The organism is Dyella marensis, from assembly GCF_049532885.1.
In the GTDB taxonomy this organism is placed as follows: Bacteria; Pseudomonadota; Gammaproteobacteria; order Xanthomonadales; family Rhodanobacteraceae; genus Dyella_D; species Dyella_D marensis.
Genome location: NZ_CP064029.1, coordinates 2,792,555 through 2,810,475, shown reverse-complemented (window position 1 = coordinate 2,810,475; position 17,921 = coordinate 2,792,555). Strand labels below are relative to the sequence as shown.

The 17,921-nt window shown below is 67.7% G+C and carries 18 protein-coding genes; 13 read left to right on the top strand and 5 right to left on the bottom strand.

Translation table 11 applies throughout. The annotated features are described in order from the left end of the window. Positions 1-40 precede the first annotated feature (40 nt). Positions 41-334 carry a hypothetical protein gene (locus ISN75_RS12040; protein ID WP_343820292.1) on the bottom strand — a complete coding sequence of 98 codons (294 nt, stop codon included), beginning with the start codon at positions 332-334 and terminating at the stop codon, positions 41-43. Positions 335-649: 315 nt separating this feature from the next. On the opposite strand from ISN75_RS12040, the gene ISN75_RS12035 reads away from it, so the two are divergent. The 4 genes from ISN75_RS12035 (at position 650) to ISN75_RS12020 (ending at position 2,785) form a co-directional block, all read left to right on the top strand. Next, positions 650-961, top strand: a complete 312-nt coding sequence (locus ISN75_RS12035; RefSeq protein ID WP_343820291.1) for a type II toxin-antitoxin system RelE/ParE family toxin — start codon at positions 650-652, stop codon at positions 959-961. Then, positions 958-1,374 carry an addiction module antidote protein gene (locus tag ISN75_RS12030; protein WP_343820289.1) on the top strand — a complete coding sequence of 139 codons (417 nt, stop codon included), beginning with the start codon at positions 958-960 and terminating at the stop codon, positions 1,372-1,374. The genes ISN75_RS12035 and ISN75_RS12030 overlap by 4 nt, the downstream gene beginning before the upstream one ends. 68 nt (positions 1,375-1,442) lie before the next feature. Next, entirely contained in the window at positions 1,443-1,934 is a 492-nt protein-coding gene (locus ISN75_RS12025; protein ID WP_167256257.1) for a carboxymuconolactone decarboxylase family protein, read from the top strand. Continuing rightward, entirely contained in the window at positions 1,931-2,785 is an 855-nt protein-coding gene (locus tag ISN75_RS12020; protein ID WP_423385058.1) for a sigma-70 family RNA polymerase sigma factor, read from the top strand. The genes ISN75_RS12025 and ISN75_RS12020 overlap by 4 nt, the downstream gene beginning before the upstream one ends. 473 nt (positions 2,786-3,258) lie before the next feature. Here the strand turns inward: ISN75_RS12020 and ISN75_RS12015 are convergent, their stop codons facing one another. Together ISN75_RS12015 and ISN75_RS12010 are read right to left on the bottom strand one after the other, a co-directional pair. Beyond that, a complete protein-coding gene (locus ISN75_RS12015) occupies positions 3,259-4,134 on the bottom strand; it encodes a CPBP family intramembrane glutamic endopeptidase (protein ID WP_343820287.1) in 876 nt (291 codons plus the stop codon). Between the two features lie 90 nt (positions 4,135-4,224). After that, on the bottom strand, positions 4,225-5,199 hold the full coding sequence (locus ISN75_RS12010; RefSeq protein ID WP_167256253.1) for a GlxA family transcriptional regulator: 975 nt from the start codon (positions 5,197-5,199) through the stop codon (positions 4,225-4,227). Between the two features lie 117 nt (positions 5,200-5,316). On the opposite strand from ISN75_RS12010, the gene ISN75_RS12005 reads away from it, so the two are divergent. The 3 genes from ISN75_RS12005 to ISN75_RS11995 are packed head-to-tail and all read left to right on the top strand — an operon-like array spanning position 5,317 to position 9,387. Then, positions 5,317-6,378: an HlyD family secretion protein gene (locus ISN75_RS12005; protein WP_167256251.1), complete on the top strand. Its 1,062-nt coding sequence runs from the start codon at positions 5,317-5,319 to the stop codon at positions 6,376-6,378. After that, entirely contained in the window at positions 6,375-7,913 is a 1,539-nt protein-coding gene (locus tag ISN75_RS12000) for a DHA2 family efflux MFS transporter permease subunit (protein ID WP_343820285.1), read from the top strand. The genes ISN75_RS12005 and ISN75_RS12000 overlap by 4 nt, the downstream gene beginning before the upstream one ends. Further along, on the top strand, positions 7,903-9,387 hold the full coding sequence (locus ISN75_RS11995; protein WP_343820283.1) for an efflux transporter outer membrane subunit: 1,485 nt from the start codon (positions 7,903-7,905) through the stop codon (positions 9,385-9,387). The genes ISN75_RS12000 and ISN75_RS11995 overlap by 11 nt, the downstream gene beginning before the upstream one ends. Here the strand turns inward: ISN75_RS11995 and ISN75_RS11990 are convergent. Continuing rightward, positions 9,347-9,973 carry a LysE family translocator gene (locus ISN75_RS11990; protein ID WP_343820282.1) on the bottom strand — a complete coding sequence of 209 codons (627 nt, stop codon included), beginning with the start codon at positions 9,971-9,973 and terminating at the stop codon, positions 9,347-9,349. The two genes, ISN75_RS11995 and ISN75_RS11990, sit on opposite strands and share 41 nt — an antisense overlap. 202 nt (positions 9,974-10,175) lie before the next feature. On the opposite strand from ISN75_RS11990, the gene ISN75_RS11985 reads away from it, so the two are divergent. Then, on the top strand, positions 10,176-11,192 hold the full coding sequence (locus ISN75_RS11985) for a patatin-like phospholipase family protein (protein ID WP_343820280.1): 1,017 nt from the start codon (positions 10,176-10,178) through the stop codon (positions 11,190-11,192). Between the two features lie 5 nt (positions 11,193-11,197). Then, the gene (locus tag ISN75_RS11980; RefSeq protein ID WP_167256243.1) at positions 11,198-11,866 is read left to right on the top strand and encodes a Type 1 glutamine amidotransferase-like domain-containing protein; all 669 of its coding nucleotides are present in this window, start codon (positions 11,198-11,200) and stop codon (positions 11,864-11,866) included. Positions 11,867-11,904: 38 nt separating this feature from the next. Here ISN75_RS11980 and ISN75_RS11975 read toward each other — a convergent pair whose 3' ends face one another. After that, the gene (locus tag ISN75_RS11975) at positions 11,905-12,357 is read right to left on the bottom strand and encodes a nuclear transport factor 2 family protein (protein WP_343820279.1); all 453 of its coding nucleotides are present in this window, start codon (positions 12,355-12,357) and stop codon (positions 11,905-11,907) included. Between the two features lie 83 nt (positions 12,358-12,440). On the opposite strand from ISN75_RS11975, the gene ISN75_RS11970 reads away from it, so the two are divergent. From ISN75_RS11970 to ISN75_RS11955, 4 genes are all read left to right on the top strand, one after another. Further along, positions 12,441-13,049 carry a hypothetical protein gene (locus ISN75_RS11970; protein WP_343820277.1) on the top strand — a complete coding sequence of 203 codons (609 nt, stop codon included), beginning with the start codon at positions 12,441-12,443 and terminating at the stop codon, positions 13,047-13,049. Positions 13,050-13,523: 474 nt separating this feature from the next. Then, positions 13,524-15,926, top strand: a complete 2,403-nt coding sequence (locus ISN75_RS11965) for a hypothetical protein (protein WP_343820276.1) — start codon at positions 13,524-13,526, stop codon at positions 15,924-15,926. A 289-nt stretch (positions 15,927-16,215) separates the two neighbouring features. Continuing rightward, a complete protein-coding gene (locus ISN75_RS11960) occupies positions 16,216-16,815 on the top strand; it encodes a hypothetical protein (protein ID WP_343820274.1) in 600 nt (199 codons plus the stop codon). Between the two features lie 421 nt (positions 16,816-17,236). Continuing rightward, positions 17,237-17,917, top strand: a complete 681-nt coding sequence (locus tag ISN75_RS11955) for a hypothetical protein (RefSeq protein WP_167256233.1) — start codon at positions 17,237-17,239, stop codon at positions 17,915-17,917. Positions 17,918-17,921 lie beyond the last annotated feature (4 nt).

The window sequence follows — 17,921 nt, the reverse complement described above, 5'->3', positions numbered from 1 at the left end:
ACATCTCCTTGGATGGATGGGGCCGTAAGCGATGGGGTGATCAGCGCGCCGCCGGCTGTTGCGCGAGGGCGGCGCCGTCCGGCGTCCGGTGCGCGGCCGCGAGGCTGGCGGTGCCGCCGGAGCGCGGGCCTTCCGGGCCCAGCTGAGAGGGATAGTCGACGTTCCGGTCCACACCGCTGGCCGTGCCGTCCGGCGCGGTGCGCTGGCCGTCCTGCGCTGCGGCGGCAGGCGTTGGCGGATTCGACGCGGCAGCGGCATCGGCTGCGCCGGCCAGTCCGATGGCCAGTGCGATGGCAGCGAAGCGGAAGGGGAGGGAGATGATGGAAGAACGCATGACGGGACTCCTGCAGGATGGACGCGATGGCTGTGGCTCAGCCGACGTGTGCAGTAAACGTCCCGGGCGTATCTGCGATGTGTCCTGGCGTGCGCGCGATGGCGTCGAAACGTGTCCCGGCCTGCCTTGGATACATTCCGATACAAAGCGGGTTCACGCTACGGAGCGCACGCAGATTCAGACCATTCCTGCCGTGGCTTTGCCTATCCTTGCCGCAGGCTTGGCATGAATCGCTGCACGCCGCGGCGCTGGCTTCGGCCACGTCCCGTTCCATCCACAGTCTTGCGTTTTCGTATCCTATCGGATACATTGCTCATGAATGAAATCAAGCAGACGGAAGTGTTCGCTCAATGGATCGCCGGGCTCAAGGATCTGTCCGGCCGCGCCAGGATCCTCGGCCGCATCACCAGGGCAAGGCTCGGGCATTTGGGCGACGTGAAGTACTTCGGCGGCATTGGCGAGCTGCGCATCGATGCGGGTCCGGGCTACCGGGTCTACTTCGCCAGGGCCGGCAAGACGGTCTATCTGCTGCTCAACGGCGGCGACAAGGCCTCCCAGCCGGCGGACATCGAGCGATCCAAGGCCTTGTGGGCAGCCATCAAAGGAAAGCGGGAGACAGTGCAATGAACACCAAGGTCAAAGAATTCGATGCCGCCGACTATCTCGACAGCGAAGAGGTGATCGCGGCCTATCTCCAGGACGCCCTCGAAGACGGCGACCCCAACGTGTTCCTGCTGGCGGTCGCCGACGTGGTCAAGGCGCGCAGCATGACCCGCGTGTCCCAGGACAGCGGCCTCGGCCGCGAAAGTCTCTACAAGACCATCAAGCCCGGCGCGCGTCCGGGTTTCGCCACCGTGACCAGGCTGCTCGGCGCGCTGGGCGTAAAGCTCCAGGCCGTGCCCGCGACAAGGGTTGCGGCAGCCAGGAAGGCCACGCCGGCGCAGAAGGTGGCGGCGAAGCAGGGCGCCGCACGCACGCGCAAGGCCAAGCCGGCCAAACCGGTAGCCGCCAAGGCAGCGAAGAAGCGGACCACCCGCTAGCGGCCGCATGTCACGCCGGCGGTTCCTGTCTCGTCCTTGCATCGGGACCAACACAGGAGAACCCGCCCATGTCCAGCAAGACTCCCAGGCTCAACCTCGTCACCGCGGCGCCGGTGCTGCTGAAGGAATACCAGAAGGCCATGATCGCGCTGGCCGCGTCCGCCGGGCTGGAACCCGGCCTGTCCGAGCTCGTGCAGATCCGCGTCTCGCAGATCAACGGCTGCGCGCACTGCCTCAACCTGCATCTGGCCGAAGCGCGCGAGCAGGGCGAGAGCGAGCAGCGCCTGTTCCTGCTCTCCACCTGGCGCGATGCGCCTTGCTATACCGGGCGCGAACGCGCGGCGCTGGGCTGGGCCGAGGCGCTGGCGCGGCTGTCCGAAGGCGCCGACCACGAGGCTGCCTACCAGGCCTTGAAGGAACACTTCACCGACGAGGAACAGGTGAAGCTCAGCGTGACGATCAACATCATCGGCGGCTGGAACCGCCTCGCGGTCGGCTTCGGCGTGTTCGCCGAGGCGGCCGAGGTCAAGGCATCCGCACGCGCGGCGGCTGCCGCGTGACGGACGAGGCGCCACCGGCCTCCGGCAGCTTCGAGCCTCTGCGCCCGAAGCTGCTGCGCGTGGCCTATCACATGCTTGGCTCGGTGCCGGACGCGGAAGACGTGGTGCAGGAGGCCTTCATCCGCTGGATGAAGGCCGACCGCGAGGAGGTGCGCGAACCGGAGGCCTACCTCTGCCGCACCGTCACGCGCCTGAGCCTGGACCTGCTCAAGTCCGCGCACCGCCAGCGCGAGACCTATATCGGGCCGTGGCTGCCCGATCCCGTCGTTGAAGAAGACGCTGTGGAAGACGTCACCATGCCGCTGATGCTGGCGCTGGAGCGCCTGTCGCCGCTGGAGCGCGCGGCCTTCCTGCTGCACGACGTGTTCGGCCTGGAGTTCACGGAGATCTCTAATGCGATCCAGCGCGACGCCGCTGCATGCCGCCAGCTGGCCACGCGGGCGCGCGTGCATGTGCGCGAGGCGAGGCCTCGCTTCAAGGTGGAGCGCCAGCGCGCGCTGGAACTGGCGGAGGCGTTCTTCCAGGCCACGCGCAGTGGCGATGTGCGGGCGCTCGGCGCCTTGCTGACCGAGGATGTGCGCGCCTATGCGGATGGGGGCGGGAAGCGTCCCGCGTTCGTGGAGCCGGCGCTTGGGTGCACGGCGGTGCTGGCGATCTATGAGCGCGTCGCCGCGTTTCTGCATGAGCGGCCTTCGCGGTTGGTGCGGTTGGGGTTTGTCAATGGGTTGCCGGGGTTTGTGACGCTGGAGGCGGATGGGGAGTTGCAGACGACGGCTTTGTTGGTGGAGGGGGGGCGCGTGGCGGCGATCTATGTGATGCGCAATCCGGATAAGTTGGGGCATCTTCATTGACGTTGAGGCTTGTTATTGCGGCGTAGGCCGGGATTCGGTGGCGACTAGGTGCAGTTGTCGTGACTTGGCCGCTTATGCAGCGGGCATTTCGGACGCCTGCCGGCGCCCGAGTCACTTTCTCTTTGCTGGCCCAAAGAGAAAGTAACCAAAGAGAGAATGGCCTAAGAGCCAAGGCTCGCGACGCGACTAGAAGGAGCGGTGGGCGGCTGCGGTAACTTGATTAACCTGGGTCTACACGAAACCACAGTGCGTTTACGTAGCGGCTGCTTCAACGTGCCGTGGCCGAGAGGATGTTCAAGGACTGGCGCCAGCTTTTGTTCTTCGTTCCTGCCTGCCTCACCACTTCACCCCTCTCCCCTCCGGGGAGAGGGCAGGGTTAGGGGCCGGGAGGGGCGTAAGGTTTGTCGTGCCTCACACGCAAAGGCTCAAAAGTTCGGTGAAGCCTTAAAGATCAGGGTGAGGTGATATGCACCTCAGGGCGTGAGTAGGTCAGGGAAGGATGGGGATGCAGGGCGCGGCGAGCGTGTGAACAGCGACGCCGCGACGATGCCCGCGGCGATCACCAGCGCCACGCCGAATTCCCCGGCGTACCAGGCGCCGTTGCCGCTGGCGTCGGTCATCGGATCGAGCAGCCATTGGATGAAGGCGTTGTGCACCGCGTGCAGCGCGATGGCCGGCCACACCGAACCGGAACGCAGGCGCAGCCAGGCGGCGATGCCGCCGGTGATCAGCACCATCAGGGTGAAGCAGGCCACGGCGTAGGCTTGCGGCGCGGCGCTGTGGTAGTCGGCGAAGAAGATCACTGGCATATGCCAGGCCGCCCAGATCAGGCCGCTGAGCAGCACGGTCGCGCCCATGCCGTATTTCTCGCGCAGCGCGGGCACCAGGTAGCCGCGCCAGCCGATTTCCTCGCCCGCGGCGGACGCCGCGCTCTGGATCGCGCCGAAGGTAAGCGTGAGGAAGATCTGCAGCAGGGCGGGGGCGAGCAGGCCGGCGTTCTGCCAGTGCAGTCGCGTGGCGCAGTCGCGCGCGAACTCGCCGAAAGCCGCCGGTGCGAGGCCGCTGAGCCATAGCGGGACATAGGCGAGCAGGCTGTAGAGGATCGGCAGCACATAGCCGGCCGCGACATAGCGCGTGCGACCCCAGCCCAGGCCGAGCATCGCCACCGAGCGATGGCGCAGCCACGCGGACAGCAGGCCAGCGATGCCGGGCGCCCACATCAGCGAATGGACGACGAAGCCGCGGCCCATGTCCATCGAGCCGCTGCGGGCGAGCAGGACGTAGTAGGGCGTGCTGAGCAGGACGACGAGAGCGAGGTACAGGGCGACGGGGTAGCGCTTGAGGTCCACGGGCGGCGTCCATTCGGAAGTACGGCTAGGATGCGCCAGCCCCGTCCGCTGTTTAAACCGCCGTTGGTCACCTTGCGCCGGCGGCCGCGCTCAGGCTGCCTGCGTTGCCTCGCCGTCCATGCTTTCGCCTTCCTGTCCGGCCACATGCCGCCGCATCGCCTGCGGCGATTGCCCGAATGCGCGCAGGAAGGCGCGGCGCATGCGTTCGCGATCGGCGAAGCCCACTTCGCGCGCGATCACTTCGATCGGATGGCGCGTCTGCTCCATCATCAGCCGCGCCGCTTCCACGCGCAGGTGCTCCACCGCCTTGGCCGGCGACTGGCCGGTCTCCGCGGTGAAGGCGCGGCTGAACTGGCGCGGGCTCAAGCTGGCGGCGGCGGCCAGTTCTTCCACGGAAAGCGTCGAGCCCAGATGGCTCTTGGCATAGGTGAGCGCGTTCTGGATGCGGTCGGATTTCGGCTCCAGCTCCAGCAGCGCGGAGAACTGCGACTGGCCGCCGGCGCGGCGGTGATAGACCACAAGTTTCTGCGCGACCTTGCGCGCGACTTCCACGCCGAGGTCTTTCTCCACCATCGCCAGCGCAAGGTCGATGCCCGCCGTCATGCCGGCGGAGGTCCAGATATCGCCGTCGATGATGAAGATGCGGTCCTCTTCCACGTTGACCTTGGGATGGCGCAGCTTGAGCTGCCGCGCGAAGGCCCAGTGCGTGGTAGCGCGGCGGCCGTCGAGCAGGCCGGCCTGCGCCAGCAGGAAGGCGCCGGTGCAGATGGCGGCGACGCGGCGGGTGGTCTGCGGCGCGGCGCGGATCGCTTCGATCAGCGGCGCGGACGGCGCGGGCAGGCCCACGCCGCCGCCGATCAGCAAGGTGTCGAAGGCGTGCGCGCCGATGGCCTCGGTCTGCACGTCCATGCCGAGCGTGTTGCGCACCGGGCCGCCGCGTTCGGACAGCAGATGGATCTCGTAATTGGTCCGCTGCACGGTGAGGTTGGCGAACTCGAAGACCGAGGCCGCGGCCAGGGTCATGATCTGGAAGCCGGGGAAAAGCACGAAACCGATGCGCTGCATGGCGGACCTCCCGCACGGCATAAAAGGTGGCATCAGCGACATTTAAGCCGAAACCGCTTCGGCTTACAACTAGCGCCACTCGCCGGCTACCCGCCGGCGTTGTGGAGATTCCTTCCGATGTCCGCTATTCCCGAGCAGGTGGCCGCCCGGCCCCGCCTGAACATCCTCAAGCCCCTGGCCGGCGCCGTGGTCGCGGCCGGCCTGGCCTTCTACGGCATCCACTGGTGGACCGCCGGCCGCTTTGTCGAAGACACCGACGACGCCTATGTCGGCGGCGACACCACCGCGATCGGCGCCAAGGTGCCGGGCTATGTGCAGGCGGTGGCGGTGACCGACAACCAGGCCGTGCACAAGGGCGAGCTGCTGGTGAAGATCGACGACCGCGACTACCGCGCCGCGGTGGCCAGGGCGGAAGCCGCGGTCGCCGCGCAGCAGGCCGCGCTGGGCAACCTCGATGCGCAGAAGCATCTGCAGGAGAGCGTGATCGCGCAGGCACAGGCCGCGCTGTCCGCCGCGAATGCCGAAGCGAAGCGCTCGAAGCTGGACGACGCGCGCTACCGCGAACTGGCCGGCCGCGCCGCCGTTTCGGTGGAAAGCGCGCAGCGCGCCGAAGCCACCTTCGCCACCGCCGCCGCCGCCACGCAGCGCGCCGTCGCCGCGGTGCAGGCGGCGCAGCGGCAGCTGGAGGTGATCGACTCGCAGAAGCGCCAGGTCGAAGCCGCGCTGCTGCAGGCCAGGGCCGAAGCCGAACTGGCGCGGCTCAATCTCGGCTACACCGAATTGCGCGCGCCGGTGGACGGCGTGGTCGGCAACCGCCGCGCCCGCGTCGGCACCTATGCTGCCGCGGGCAGCCAACTGCTGGCGGTGGTGCCGGCACACGGCCTGTGGGTGGACGCCAACTTCAAGGAGGACCAGCTCAAGCGCATGCGCGTGGGCCAGGCGGTGGAAGTGCGCGCAGACGTGATGCCCGGCCGTGTGTTCCAGGGCCATGTCGCCAGCCTGGCGCCGGCCACGGGTGCGCAGTTCAGCGTGCTGCCGCCGGAAAACGCCACCGGCAACTTCACCAAGATCGTGCAGCGCGTGCCGGTGCGCGTCGAACTCAACGGCACGGACGGCGACCTGGGCGTGCTGCGCCCCGGCCTGTCGGTCACGGCACGCATCGATACCAAGGCGCCATGAGCCCGGTCGCCCACCTCAGCCCGGGGCAGAAGGTATTCGCCTTCGCCAGCATGTGCCTGGGGATGTTCATCGCGCTGCTGGATATCCAGATCGTGTCGGCCTCGCTGCGCGATATCGGCGGCGGACTGTCGGCGGGCGCGGACGACGTGGCGTGGATCCAGACCGCCTACCTGATCGCCGAGATCGTGGTGATTCCGCTCTCGGGCTGGCTGTCGCGCGTGTTCTCCACGCGCTGGCTGTTCGCCGCCTCGGCGGCCGGCTTCACCCTCACCAGCCTGCTGTGCGGCGCGGCCTGGGATATCCAGAGCATGATCGTGTTCCGCGCCGCGCAGGGTTTTCTCGGCGGCTCGATGATCCCCACCGTGTTCACCACCGCGTTCGTGTTCTTCGAAGGCAAGCGGCGCGTGATCGCCGCCGCCACCATCGGCGCCATCGCCTCGCTGGCGCCGACGCTGGGGCCGACCCTGGGCGGCTGGATCACCGACCACTATTCCTGGCACTGGCTGTTCTTCATCAACCTGGTGCCCGGTGTGTTCGTCGCCATCGCCGTGCCTTTGCTGGTGAAGATCGACGAGCCGGACCTGTCCCTGCTGAAGTCGGGCGACTGGGCCGGCATCACGCTGATCGCCGTCTTCCTCGGCTGCCTCGAATACACGCTGGAAGAAGGCCCGCGCTGGAACTGGCTGGAAGACGGCACCATCCGCACCACCGCGTGGGTGAGCCTGGTCGCCGGCGTGCTGTTCGTATGGCGCGGCTTGACCGCGGAGCATCCGGTGGTGGATCTGCGCGCGCTGAAGGACCGCAACTTCGCGCTGGGCTGTTTCTTTTCCTTCGTCACCGGCATCGGCCTGTTCGCCACCATCTACCTGACGCCGCTGTTCCTGGGACGGGTGGAAGGCTACAGCGCGTTCCAGATCGGCAAGGCGGTGTTCTCCACCGGTGTGTTCCAGATCCTCAGCATTCCGGTGTACGCGTTTCTTGCCAACCGCGTGGACCTGCGCTGGCTGCTGATGTTCGGCCTGGCCCTGTTCACCGCTTCGATGATCGAGTTCATGCCGATCACGCACGACTGGAGCAGCACCGAACTGCTGCTGCCGCAGGCGCTGCGCGGCATCGGCCAGCAGATGGCGGTGCCGCCGACGGTGACCTTGACCCTGGGCGGCCTGGCGCCGGCGCGGCTGAAGCACGCGTCGGGCCTGTTCAACCTGATGCGCAACCTGGGCGGCGCGATGGGCATCGCCGCCTGCGCCACCATTCTCAACGACCGCACCAACCTGCATTTCTTCCGCCTGGCCGAGCACCTGACGCCGGCCAACGAAGCGATGAACAGCACCTGGAGCGACCTGGCCGGCGCTACCGAAGCGTCCAGCGTCGCCCTGAAACAACTGTGGCAACTGACCTTCCGCGAGGCGCAGACGCTGACTTACGCCGACGCCTTCTTCTGCATCATGCTGTGCTTTGCCGTGGCGACGGTGATGGTCCCGTTGATGCGCAAGGTGCAGCCTCCCACCGGACCCTCCGCCGATGCGCACTAAGCTGCTTTCCTCCCTGCTCGTTCTTGGCCTGGCCGGTTGCACCGTCGGCCCCGACTATGTGAAACCCGCGCTGCCCGCCGCCGGCGCGTTCCATGAAACCGGCGATCTGATGGCGCCGGCCAAGGCCGCGCCGCCGGCGCTGGACACCTGGTGGACCGGCTTCGGCGATGCGCAACTGGTGCGCATCGTGGAGCGCGTGCTGGCGCAGAACCTCGACCTGGCCGCCTCCGCGGCACGCGTGGAACAGGCGCGCGCCGCCGCACGCCAGGCCCAGGCCGAGCGCCTGCCGCAAGGCTCGCTCGACGGCAGCGCCGCGCGCGTGCGGCAGTCGGAACTGAGCCCGCTGGGCAGGGTGGCCAGTGCCTTGCCGGGTTACGAACGCAATCACACGCTGGAAGAAGCCGGCGCGGGCGCGAGCTGGGAGCTGGATCTGGCCGGCGGCCTGCGCCGCGAATCGGAAGCGGCGGATGCGGAATACCAGGCGGCCGAAGCCAGCCATGCCGGCGTGCGCGTGTCGCTGGCGGCCGAAGCGGCGGATGCCTATTTCCGCGTGCGCGGCGCGCAGGCGCGCATCGCCATCGCCGAAGATCAGATCCGCAACGAGCAGGGCCTGCTCGATCTGGTGCGCCTGCGCCAGCAGCATGGCCTGGGCACCGCGCGCGAAACCGCGCAGGCCGAGGCGCTGCTGCTGCAGGCGCAGGCTACGGTGCCGCCGCTGAAGATCGAGCTGGAGACGCAGCTGAACCGGCTGGACGTGCTGATGGGTGCGGCGCCGGGCACGTATGCGGAAGAGATCCGGCCCGGGCATGCGCCGTTCGCCATTCCGTCGATCGATACCGCCGAAGGTCCCGCTTCGCTGCTGCGCCGCCGGCCGGACGTGATCGCGGCGGAGCGCCACCTGGCGGCGAGCAATGCGCGGATCGGCGCGGCCGTGGCGCAGTACTACCCGTCGTTCTCGCTGTCGGCGCTGCTGGGTGTGAGTTCGATCGCGCCGGGAAAACTGTTTACCGGTTCGGCCGTGCAATCCAGCGGCGCGCTGGGCCTGCACTGGCGCTTGTTCGACTTCGGCCGCGTGGATGCGGAAGTGAGCGGGGCCAAGGGCGCCAATGCGGAGGCGATGGCCGTGTACCGCGGCTCCATGCTGCGCGCGACCGAGGATGTCGAAGACGCCATCGTCAACCTGGTGCAGCTGGAAGCGCGCCATGGCGTGCTCGACAGCGAGGTCGACGCGCACGTGCGCGCACGCGATGCGGCCAAGGATGCCTACACCGGCGGCGCGGTCAGCCTGATCGAAGTGCTGGACGAGGACCGCCAGCTGCTGGAAGCCCGCGACAGCCTCGCGCGCATCCATGCGGACGAGGCGCGCGCGGCGGTGTCGGTGTTCCGTGCCCTGGGTGGCGGCTGGAACGGCGCCGCCGCGGGCGAGCCGGCCCTCAACGTTGCTGCGTCGCCACGCGCAGGCCGAGCGAAATGAAGACGGCGCCGACGATCTTGCCCTGCCAGCGCGCCAGCCACGAAAGGCGGCCGAGCAGCCGGCCCAGCGGCTTGATCGACAGCGCCAGCAAGCTCGTATAGAGCGAGCTGAGCACCACGAAGATCAGGCCGAGCACGGCGAACTGCAGGAAGGTGGAGCCGCGCTCGGGATGCACGAACTGCGGCATGAAGGCGAGGAAGAACAGCGCGGTCTTCGGATTGAGCAGTTCGGCCGCAATCGCCTGCAGGAAAGCCTTGGCCGGCGCGATCGGCGCCACGGCGGGCAGGGAAGGGCTGCCGGGCCTGGCCAGGAAGGCGCGGATGCCGAGGTAGATCAGATACGCGGCGCCGACGTATTTCACCGCATTGAATGCCAGCGCCGAGGTCATCAGCACCGCCGACAGACCTACGGAGGCGAACAGCGTGTGGCCGAAGTCGCCTGCCGCAATGCCAAGGCCGGTAAGCACGCCGGTCTTGCGGCCGCCCTGGAGGGTGCGGCTCACCACCAGCAGCACGGCGGGGCCGGGGATCAGGAACAGGCCGAGCACGACGGCGATGAAGGTGCCGAGGGTGGGCAGGTCGAACATGGCGGGCTCCGGCGGGTGGGCGAGCTGCATGAATCCCTGGCATGGCTTTCAAGTCAAGCGGCACCCTCTCACCACCGTCATTCCGGCCTACGCCGGAATGACGGCCGGCGTAGACATACCCATCACAAACCCAAGCGCAGATTGCGAAGGTTTCGTGAGCGCAAGGTCGCGAACACGGACGTCAACCACAGGGGGCAACACCATGTCATTCAAGATTCTCTGCTGCGACGGCGGCGGCATCCGCGGCGTGATCACGGCGCTGCTGATCCAGGACCTGGACAAGAGCTTCGGCATCATCAAGAACGCCGACGGCTTCGCCGGCACCTCGACCGGCGGGCTGATCTCGCTGGGGCTGGTGAACAACGTGGATATCGGCCGCATCGTCGACCTCTACAAGCACGACGGCTCCACCATCTTCACGCCCAATGGCTGGCTGCTCGATGCGCAGGCCAGGCAGCGCGACAAGGCGCCTGCGCAGGCCACGGAAGACCTGCTGGGCAGCGGCCCGGGCATCTTCAGCTGCCAGTACGTCAACACCGGCTTGCAGTCGGTGGCCAAGAAGCTGGTGGGCACCGGCCCGCTGTCGTCGGCCAGCCGCTTCGTGGCCGTCAACTCGGCGCAGTTGTGGGACGCCAGCGCCAGCAGCTGGATGCCGTGCACCATCTCCAACGGCAAGAACAACGCATTCCGCAACATCAGCATGGTGGACGCCGCGCTCGCCACCTCGGCCGCGCCGACCTATTTCCCGCCGTATGCGGTGGGCGACTTCGGCTACTTCGCCGACGGTGGCACCTTTGCCAACAACCCGTCGATGGCGGCGATCGTCGAGGCGGTCTACCAGGGCTTCGCCAGCAGCACGTCGGATATCGTCATGCTGTCGCTGGGCACCGGCGCCAACCCGGTGGGCGTGCCGATGAACGCCGTCTCCGATCCGCTGGACTGGGGCGTCACCCATTGGCTGTGGCCCTTCAGCGACGGCACGGTGCCGGCCACCGCGCTGCTCAACCTCACCATGGACGCCACCGCCGAGCTGGCGGCCGTGCAGGCCGGCCAGATGCTGGGCGGCAACTATATGCGTGCCAATGTGCCGCTGGACCAGCCGTTCGCGCTGGACGACTATGCGAACGTAGGCGAGCTGGTCCGCGCGACACAGCACTACATCGAGCACTCCGCCGACTGGCAGACGGTGCGCGCCTGGGTGGGAAATAACTGGAAGTAATGGCGATGAAGCTTCTGCTCACCTCCGGCGGCGTCAGCAACCCGAGTATCCGCCAAGCGCTCGAGGACCTGCTGGGCAAGCCCATCGCCGAGTCCACTGCGCTGTGCATCCCCACCGCGATGTACGGCATGCTGCCGCGCACCGCGGTGATGACCTGGCGACAGATCGCCGGGCAGACGCCCACGCCGATGGTCGAGCTGGGATGGAAATCCGTCGGCATGCTCGAGTTGACCGCGCTGCCGAGCATCGACAAGGACAACTGGGTTCCGCTGGTGCGGGAAACCGATGCCTTGCTCGTGTGCGGCGGCGATGCGCTGTATCTGCACCACTGGATGCGCGAGTCCGGCCTGGCGGAGCTGTTGCCTTCGCTGGGCCGGACGGTCTACGTGGGGCTGAGCGCCGGCAGCATGGTGGTGGCGCCGCAGGTCGGCGAGGAGTTCATCGGCTGGAAGCCGCCCGCCGGCGGCGACAGCGCGCTGGGCCTGGTCGGCTTCTCGATCTTCCCGCACCTGGACAACCCCATGTGCCCGGACAACACCATGGCCGATGCCGTGAAATGGGCCGCGCGGTTGCCGGTGCCGGGGTATGCGCTCGATGACGACACCGCCATCAAGGTGGTGGATGGTGCCGTCGAGCTGGTCTCCGAAGGACAGTGGAAGCTCTTCGAGCGTTAGCCGGCGAGGCCGTGCGCGGCCGGTTTCGCTTCCGCCCGCTACTTCGGCGGCGGCAACCGCGACGCATGGCTGGCCACGATCACCCAGCCCGCGGGCTTGCGCACATAGGTGTCGGTGAACTGGAAATCCAGCGTATAAGGCTTGCCGTCGCTCTTGCCTTCCACGCGGGTGATGCCGGTGACCACCGCTGCATCGCCATACACGCGCACCTTCGAATCGCGGTTGCGGAACACGTCGTACTTCGTGCCGCCGCGCAGGTCGGCGACCTCGTCGGCACGCGTGGTGACCTTGCCGGTGGAGCTGGTGAGGGTGAAGGTCGGGTCCAGATGCTGCTCCAGCCAGTTCGCGTCCTCGCGCTCGAAGGCTGCACAGATGTCGCGTTCGGCCTGGAGGATCTGCTGGACGTCATCCTTCTGCGCGGATCGGGCCGGCACGCTCGCCAGCAGAAGCACGGGAAGCAACAGCGCGGGAAGGGCGGCAATGGCACGCATGGTCTGCTCCGGTTCGAGGCGGCGGCCCTGTATAGCATGTGCGGCGCTTCGCCATCGCTTGTCAACTGGCGCATGCTGCGGGGATGGAAGAGTTCATCCAGCCTCGCACATTGGGCCGCGGCCGCAGCTACGTCTATATGCTGCCGTGCCGCGACCAGGACCTGCTGAAGATCGGCTTCTCGCGCGAACCGCTGCTGCGCTTGCGCACGCTGCACCCGCGTTTCTTCGATTACTTCGACCTGGAGCGCGGCCTGCTGCTGGAAGTGGAGCGCGTGGCGCAGGCGCGGGCGGTCGAGCGCGACATCCTGCTGCGGCATGCGCCGGAGCGCTCGCCCGCGCCGCTCGCCGTGCCGGACCAGGCGGCGGGGTACACGGAATGGTTGCGCGGCGTCGAGCCGCAAGTGACGGCGCGCCTGCGCGACGTGGCCGAACGCGAGGCCTGCCCGCTGCATGGCTTGCACGACTGGGTCAGGCAGATGTTCGACGCGCAGTCGGACCGGCTTTACGGCCTGTCGCTGAAACTGCTCGAAGCCATCGAGTACGAAACGTTCAACGTGCCGGAGGAGCTGTCGACGGGACAATCCGCGCGCTCATTGGCCTACATCCTCGATGCCTGCGAAGCCGTGGGCGTCGACATGGCGGCGAGGTTTCCGGAAGCGGTATTGGCCTGGCGAAAATATGCGCCTGGATAACAGCCAGCGCCGCCGTTTCGAATTGCGATCCACCCCACACTTGACTCCGAAGCGCCTAGACGCCTTCGTCACAACCCCAAGCGCACATTCCTGCGGCCCACGTACGCAATGTCGTGGGTTTCCACGGACAGGGGGAGTCATGAAGCGCACCACGCATCTGCTGCTGTAGGCCTGCTGCGCCTTCGGCCCTGAAGCCGTGCGCGTTCGCGCATGGTTCTTCGTCGCATGTCCATCGCGGCACGTGCACGTGCGCCCGCGCGGGTGCGCCTGCGCCCGCCGCAGGAAGCTGCGCCCGGGGCCGGGCTTCGCCGTTCGTCATCACCCGAGCCACAACGCATCACCACACACAAGGAGAGTTGCATGAGTACATGTAAGGGTACGCATGAAGGTGTAGCTCGACACGGTCCTCGAACGCCGCGATGGTGGCGCAGGCTCGCCGTCGCGCCGGCCTGCCTGACCCTGCTGGGCCTGGCAATGGCCGAACCTGCCTCGGCGGCGATCCGCCACGGCCTGACCTGGCGCGTGCTGGAACAGCAAGGCGCCTACGTGCATGTCGGCCGCGACGACATCACCAATGCCTACCAGGGCGACACCACGGTCGACCAGATGCTGCCGATCCTGTGCCTGTACAAGGACGGCCGCGCGGCGCCGGGCGGCATCAGCTTCGACTACAGCAACGGCTGGGTGCAGGGTGCGCTGCAGCTCAGCGCGCCGATCACCGGCAGCGCGCTCACCTCGCAAGCGCAGGCCGACGGCATCTGCGCCAGCCAGCTCGGCGCCGGCTGGCGCATGGCGGAATTCCACGACGGCGGCGGCGGCTGGTCGTACTGGGGCACGGGGCAGCTGCCCACCGACACGCGCTTCTGGGTGGCCATCAACGACCAGCCGGCGAATCCGTGGAACTCGGCGGGCGATCCGCCGCCGGTGGATCCGCAGGATCCCAACTTCAACCAGCAGACCGTGCAGACCGGCGCGGGCTGGAAGCTGGTGCAGACGGCCGGCACGCTGGACGACACCGGCGCCGCCTTCAACGAGCAGTTCTACCAGGTGGACGGAGCGGCCGGCTTGAATGCCTCGCCCCTGCCGCAGCAGCTCAAAGATGCGATCGCCGCCGATATCGCCGCCACGCCCGCGGGCGAAGCGGTGAGCTATTCGGTGAGCAAGACGATTGCCGACGAAGTGGCGCTGTCGGCCATGCAGGGCAGTCCCACCCAGCGGCTGATCGATCTGTCGGCGCAGGCGGATTCCGCCTCGATGATGGCGTCGGGCAATGTCAGCCGCATGGGCATCCTCGGTTGCGGCGACAAGGACATCACCAAGAACAAGGCCTTCAACTGGGGCTCGCCGATCAACAGCAACTACAACCTGGGCGATGCCAACAGCGGCTTCACCGGCAACGTGACCTTGTCCGGCACCGCCAACGTCAACGCCACCGGCGAAATCCAGATCACGCTCAAGCGCACCGGCATCTGGTTCGTGTGCGTGCCGTACGGCGTGAAGTTCCGCTACGCGCGGGTGAACGGCACGGCCAAGATCGACCAGGGCGCGACGGTGAGCGGTTCCATCACCTATGCCAACCCCAAGGCCTGGGAGTGGCAGATCGCCAAGCCGTTCCTGTTCTCGATCAACTTCATGGCCGGCCCGATCCCGGTGCATATCGGCTTCAACCTGCCGATCACCGCGGGCTTCGACAAGAAGGGCATCACCGCGACGGTGACCGGCTCGGTGACCTACAGCGGACGCAGGATGGTGTCCGGCTACTTCGACTACAACTGCACCAGTTCGGGTTGCACGGGCAGCCAGTCGCTGGATACCACGGACCTGGGCACGCAGCCGGTGACGGCCAGCGTTTCCGGACGCTTCCAGCCTTCGCTGTATGCGCAGGTGGCGTTCCGCGGTTACCTGTACAGCGACAGCTTCGCCTACGCGCAGGTCGGCATCCGCCCGTACATCATGGGCGACCTGTGGGGTTTCTACGGCAACAACTGCGGCGATGCGGACGGCGACGGCACGTTCGAAACCGTCGACGCGCTGACCTTCGACCTCGATTGGCAGCTGAAGGTGACCGGCCAGGCCGATACCTTCATCACCAAGGAATGGCGCAAGGACATCTACACCTCGCCGCGCTGGCACGTGCAGTTCTGGGACCTGCTGGGCGGCGCCGGTTCGCGCGCGGTCACGCCGATGGCGGTCGGTCCGGCCACGGTGCCGGCTGGCGCGGCGCAGACCTATACGGCGAAGATGCGCTCGTGCTGGCCGTATGCCGACAACGTCAACTTCTCGGTGGACTGGGGCGACGGCAGCGCCGCGTCGGCGGTGAGCGGTCCGGCCGCCACCGGCGTCAATGCCTCGCACACCTGGGCTGCGACGGGCTCGCCGCTGCTGCGCGTGACGGCGCTGAGCGACGCGCACGGCCGCAACCTGGGCAAGGCTACGCAGCGCACGGTGACGGTGAACAACGCGCACGTGCACCTGGGCCTGACCTGGAAGCTGCTGGGCACCAACGGCTCGTACTCGCACGTGGGCATCGACTCCACCAGCAACCCGTACCAGGGCGACACCAATCCGGCCACCGCGCTGCCGGTGCTGTGCCTGCGCCAGGACGGCCGCGCCGCGCCGTCCGGGATGACCTTCGATCCGTACAACAACGGCTGGGCGAAGGGCGAGATCCGCCTTACCGCGCCGGTGCAGGGCCTGTCGCTCACCTCGCGCGCGGTGGCCGACAACCTGTGCGCTTCCACCTTCGGCAGCGGTTTCCGCATGGGCGAGTTCCATGACGGCGGCGGCGGCTGGACCTGGTGGGCGCAGGGCGTGATCAGCGGCGCCAGCCGGTTCTGGGTGGCGATCAACGACCAGCCGGCGAATCCGTGGAACTGATCCGGGAGCGGATGTACTAGTTCCATCGTTTGTCGGGGTGCCATGGCGCGAGCATCGGGATGCTTGCGGCATGGCACCTTTTTTTTGCGGGCGGTATGGAAATGACTGGAGCTTGTCCGCGAAGCGCCGATCAGGCCGTAGCTGCGCAGCGGCGGGCATTGCGCACCGGGCGAGGGGTCTATCTTTTTCTCCCATGGAGGCGCCGGTGCCGGCGTGATGGGTGCGCCGTGCCGAGGGCGGTGGGCATGGAGTTGCCGTGGCAGTCGGTCCAATCCGTGGGAGAGCGATCATGAGCATCCGCAAGCAGGTAGTCCGCCATGTTTTCAACCTTCGCGCCAGCAGGGTGCTTCGAGCGCACGCGCCGTCCCTGCGGGGGGCGATGCGACGCTGGCGCGGACTCGTCATTGCGCCGGCTTGCATGGGCGTGGGGCTGGCCATGGCGGCGACGCCTCCGCCGGCCACTCACAAAGGCATGACCTGGGCGTTGCTGGACGCCCAGGGCTCGTTTTCGCACGTCGGTTTCGACGACCACGAACATTCCAATCCGCTTTTCGGCGATACCGGACCGCATGTCTCGCTGCCCGTGCTTTGCCTGAGGCAGGATGGCCGTGCGGCGCCGTCGTCGATCGCTTTGGACAAATACAGCGGATGGGCGCAGGGCGAGATCCGCCTGACCGGGCCGGTGGCAGGCGCCACGCTGACGTCGCGGACCGTGGCGGACAACCTGTGTTCCGGCAAGTTCGGCGAAGGCTTCCGCATGGCCGAGTTCTATGACGGAGGCGGCGGTTGGACGTTCTGGGCGGAGGGCTCCATCAGCGACGCGAGCCGATTCTGGGTGGCGAACGACAGCCAGCCGGCGAACCCGTGGAACGTGGATCGGGTGGAGTGAGGTTCCGTTCTGGTCCGCGCGCTAGCGCCGCGCGGTCCGTCCCGTTAGTTCCGCCGCTTGGGGCGGTGGGAAAGCCTTGCCGCGGGTGTCATCGGCATCCGCGCATGGCAACTGGCATGTGCTGCGCGTCGTGACAGGCGAATCCGCATCACAGATGGCCCAGGTACTGCATCCCGGTTTGATAAGACTGGCCCTATTTGACTGGCGAATGTCCTCTTTCGGACCGTGTGTTCCCGTATGCTCCGCGCGAAAAATCGGCACCGGCCCGGATGACCCGTCGTTACCGCAGCGGCGAGGGTGCGAGGCGCGGAATCGAACCGCCGGCGGCGGGGCCACGCGCCATCCGCGCCGGGCAGACACGGCGTCGACGCGTTGAGCGCATGGACGATCCCCACGGAACGCGCAGGTTGAGGATACGGACTTGCAGCAGCTCCAACCCAGAAGACCACCGGCCAAGCGCCACCAGCTCAAGCGGCTGCAGCTGCGCCGCAACCAGCTCGAGCGCCTGCAGCACAAGAAGCGCCAGCACCGCATCCAGCTGCTGCAGCAGCAGCGCACTCAGCTGCTGGCCCGGCTGGCGCAATTGATCATCGACATCCTGCGCAGCGGCCTGCAATGGCAGCTGGAATGGGAGGGCGCGTCCAGGCCGGTGCCGAAGAGCACGATGCGGCGCGCCAGCATCGTCCGCGCGCCGGTCTCCGGCGTGGTGGCCAGCGTGCTGCCGCGCGAGTGCCTGCAGGATGTGCCTCTGGCCGGTGTGCCTGCCGTTTCCACCTCGCGGCTGTTGGCGGAACTGTGGGTGGACAAACCCTCGCTGGACTTCATGCGCAAGGGCGCCGTGGTGGTCATCCGCTACCGCGCCTTCCCGCACCAGCGCTTCGGGCGCTACAGCGGGCGCGTGCTGTCGCGTTCGCTGCTGGCGATCTCGGCCCACCGGGCCACGCGGCTATTGGGGCGTCCGACGGACGGTCCGCGCTTTCGCGTGAGGGTGTGGCTGGACCAGCAGAGCTCGATCGTCGACGGCCGCACCGAGCCGCTGATCCCGGGCATGACGCTGGATGCGGACATCCTGCTGGAGCGCCAGCAGCTGGCCGAGGGCTGAGGCT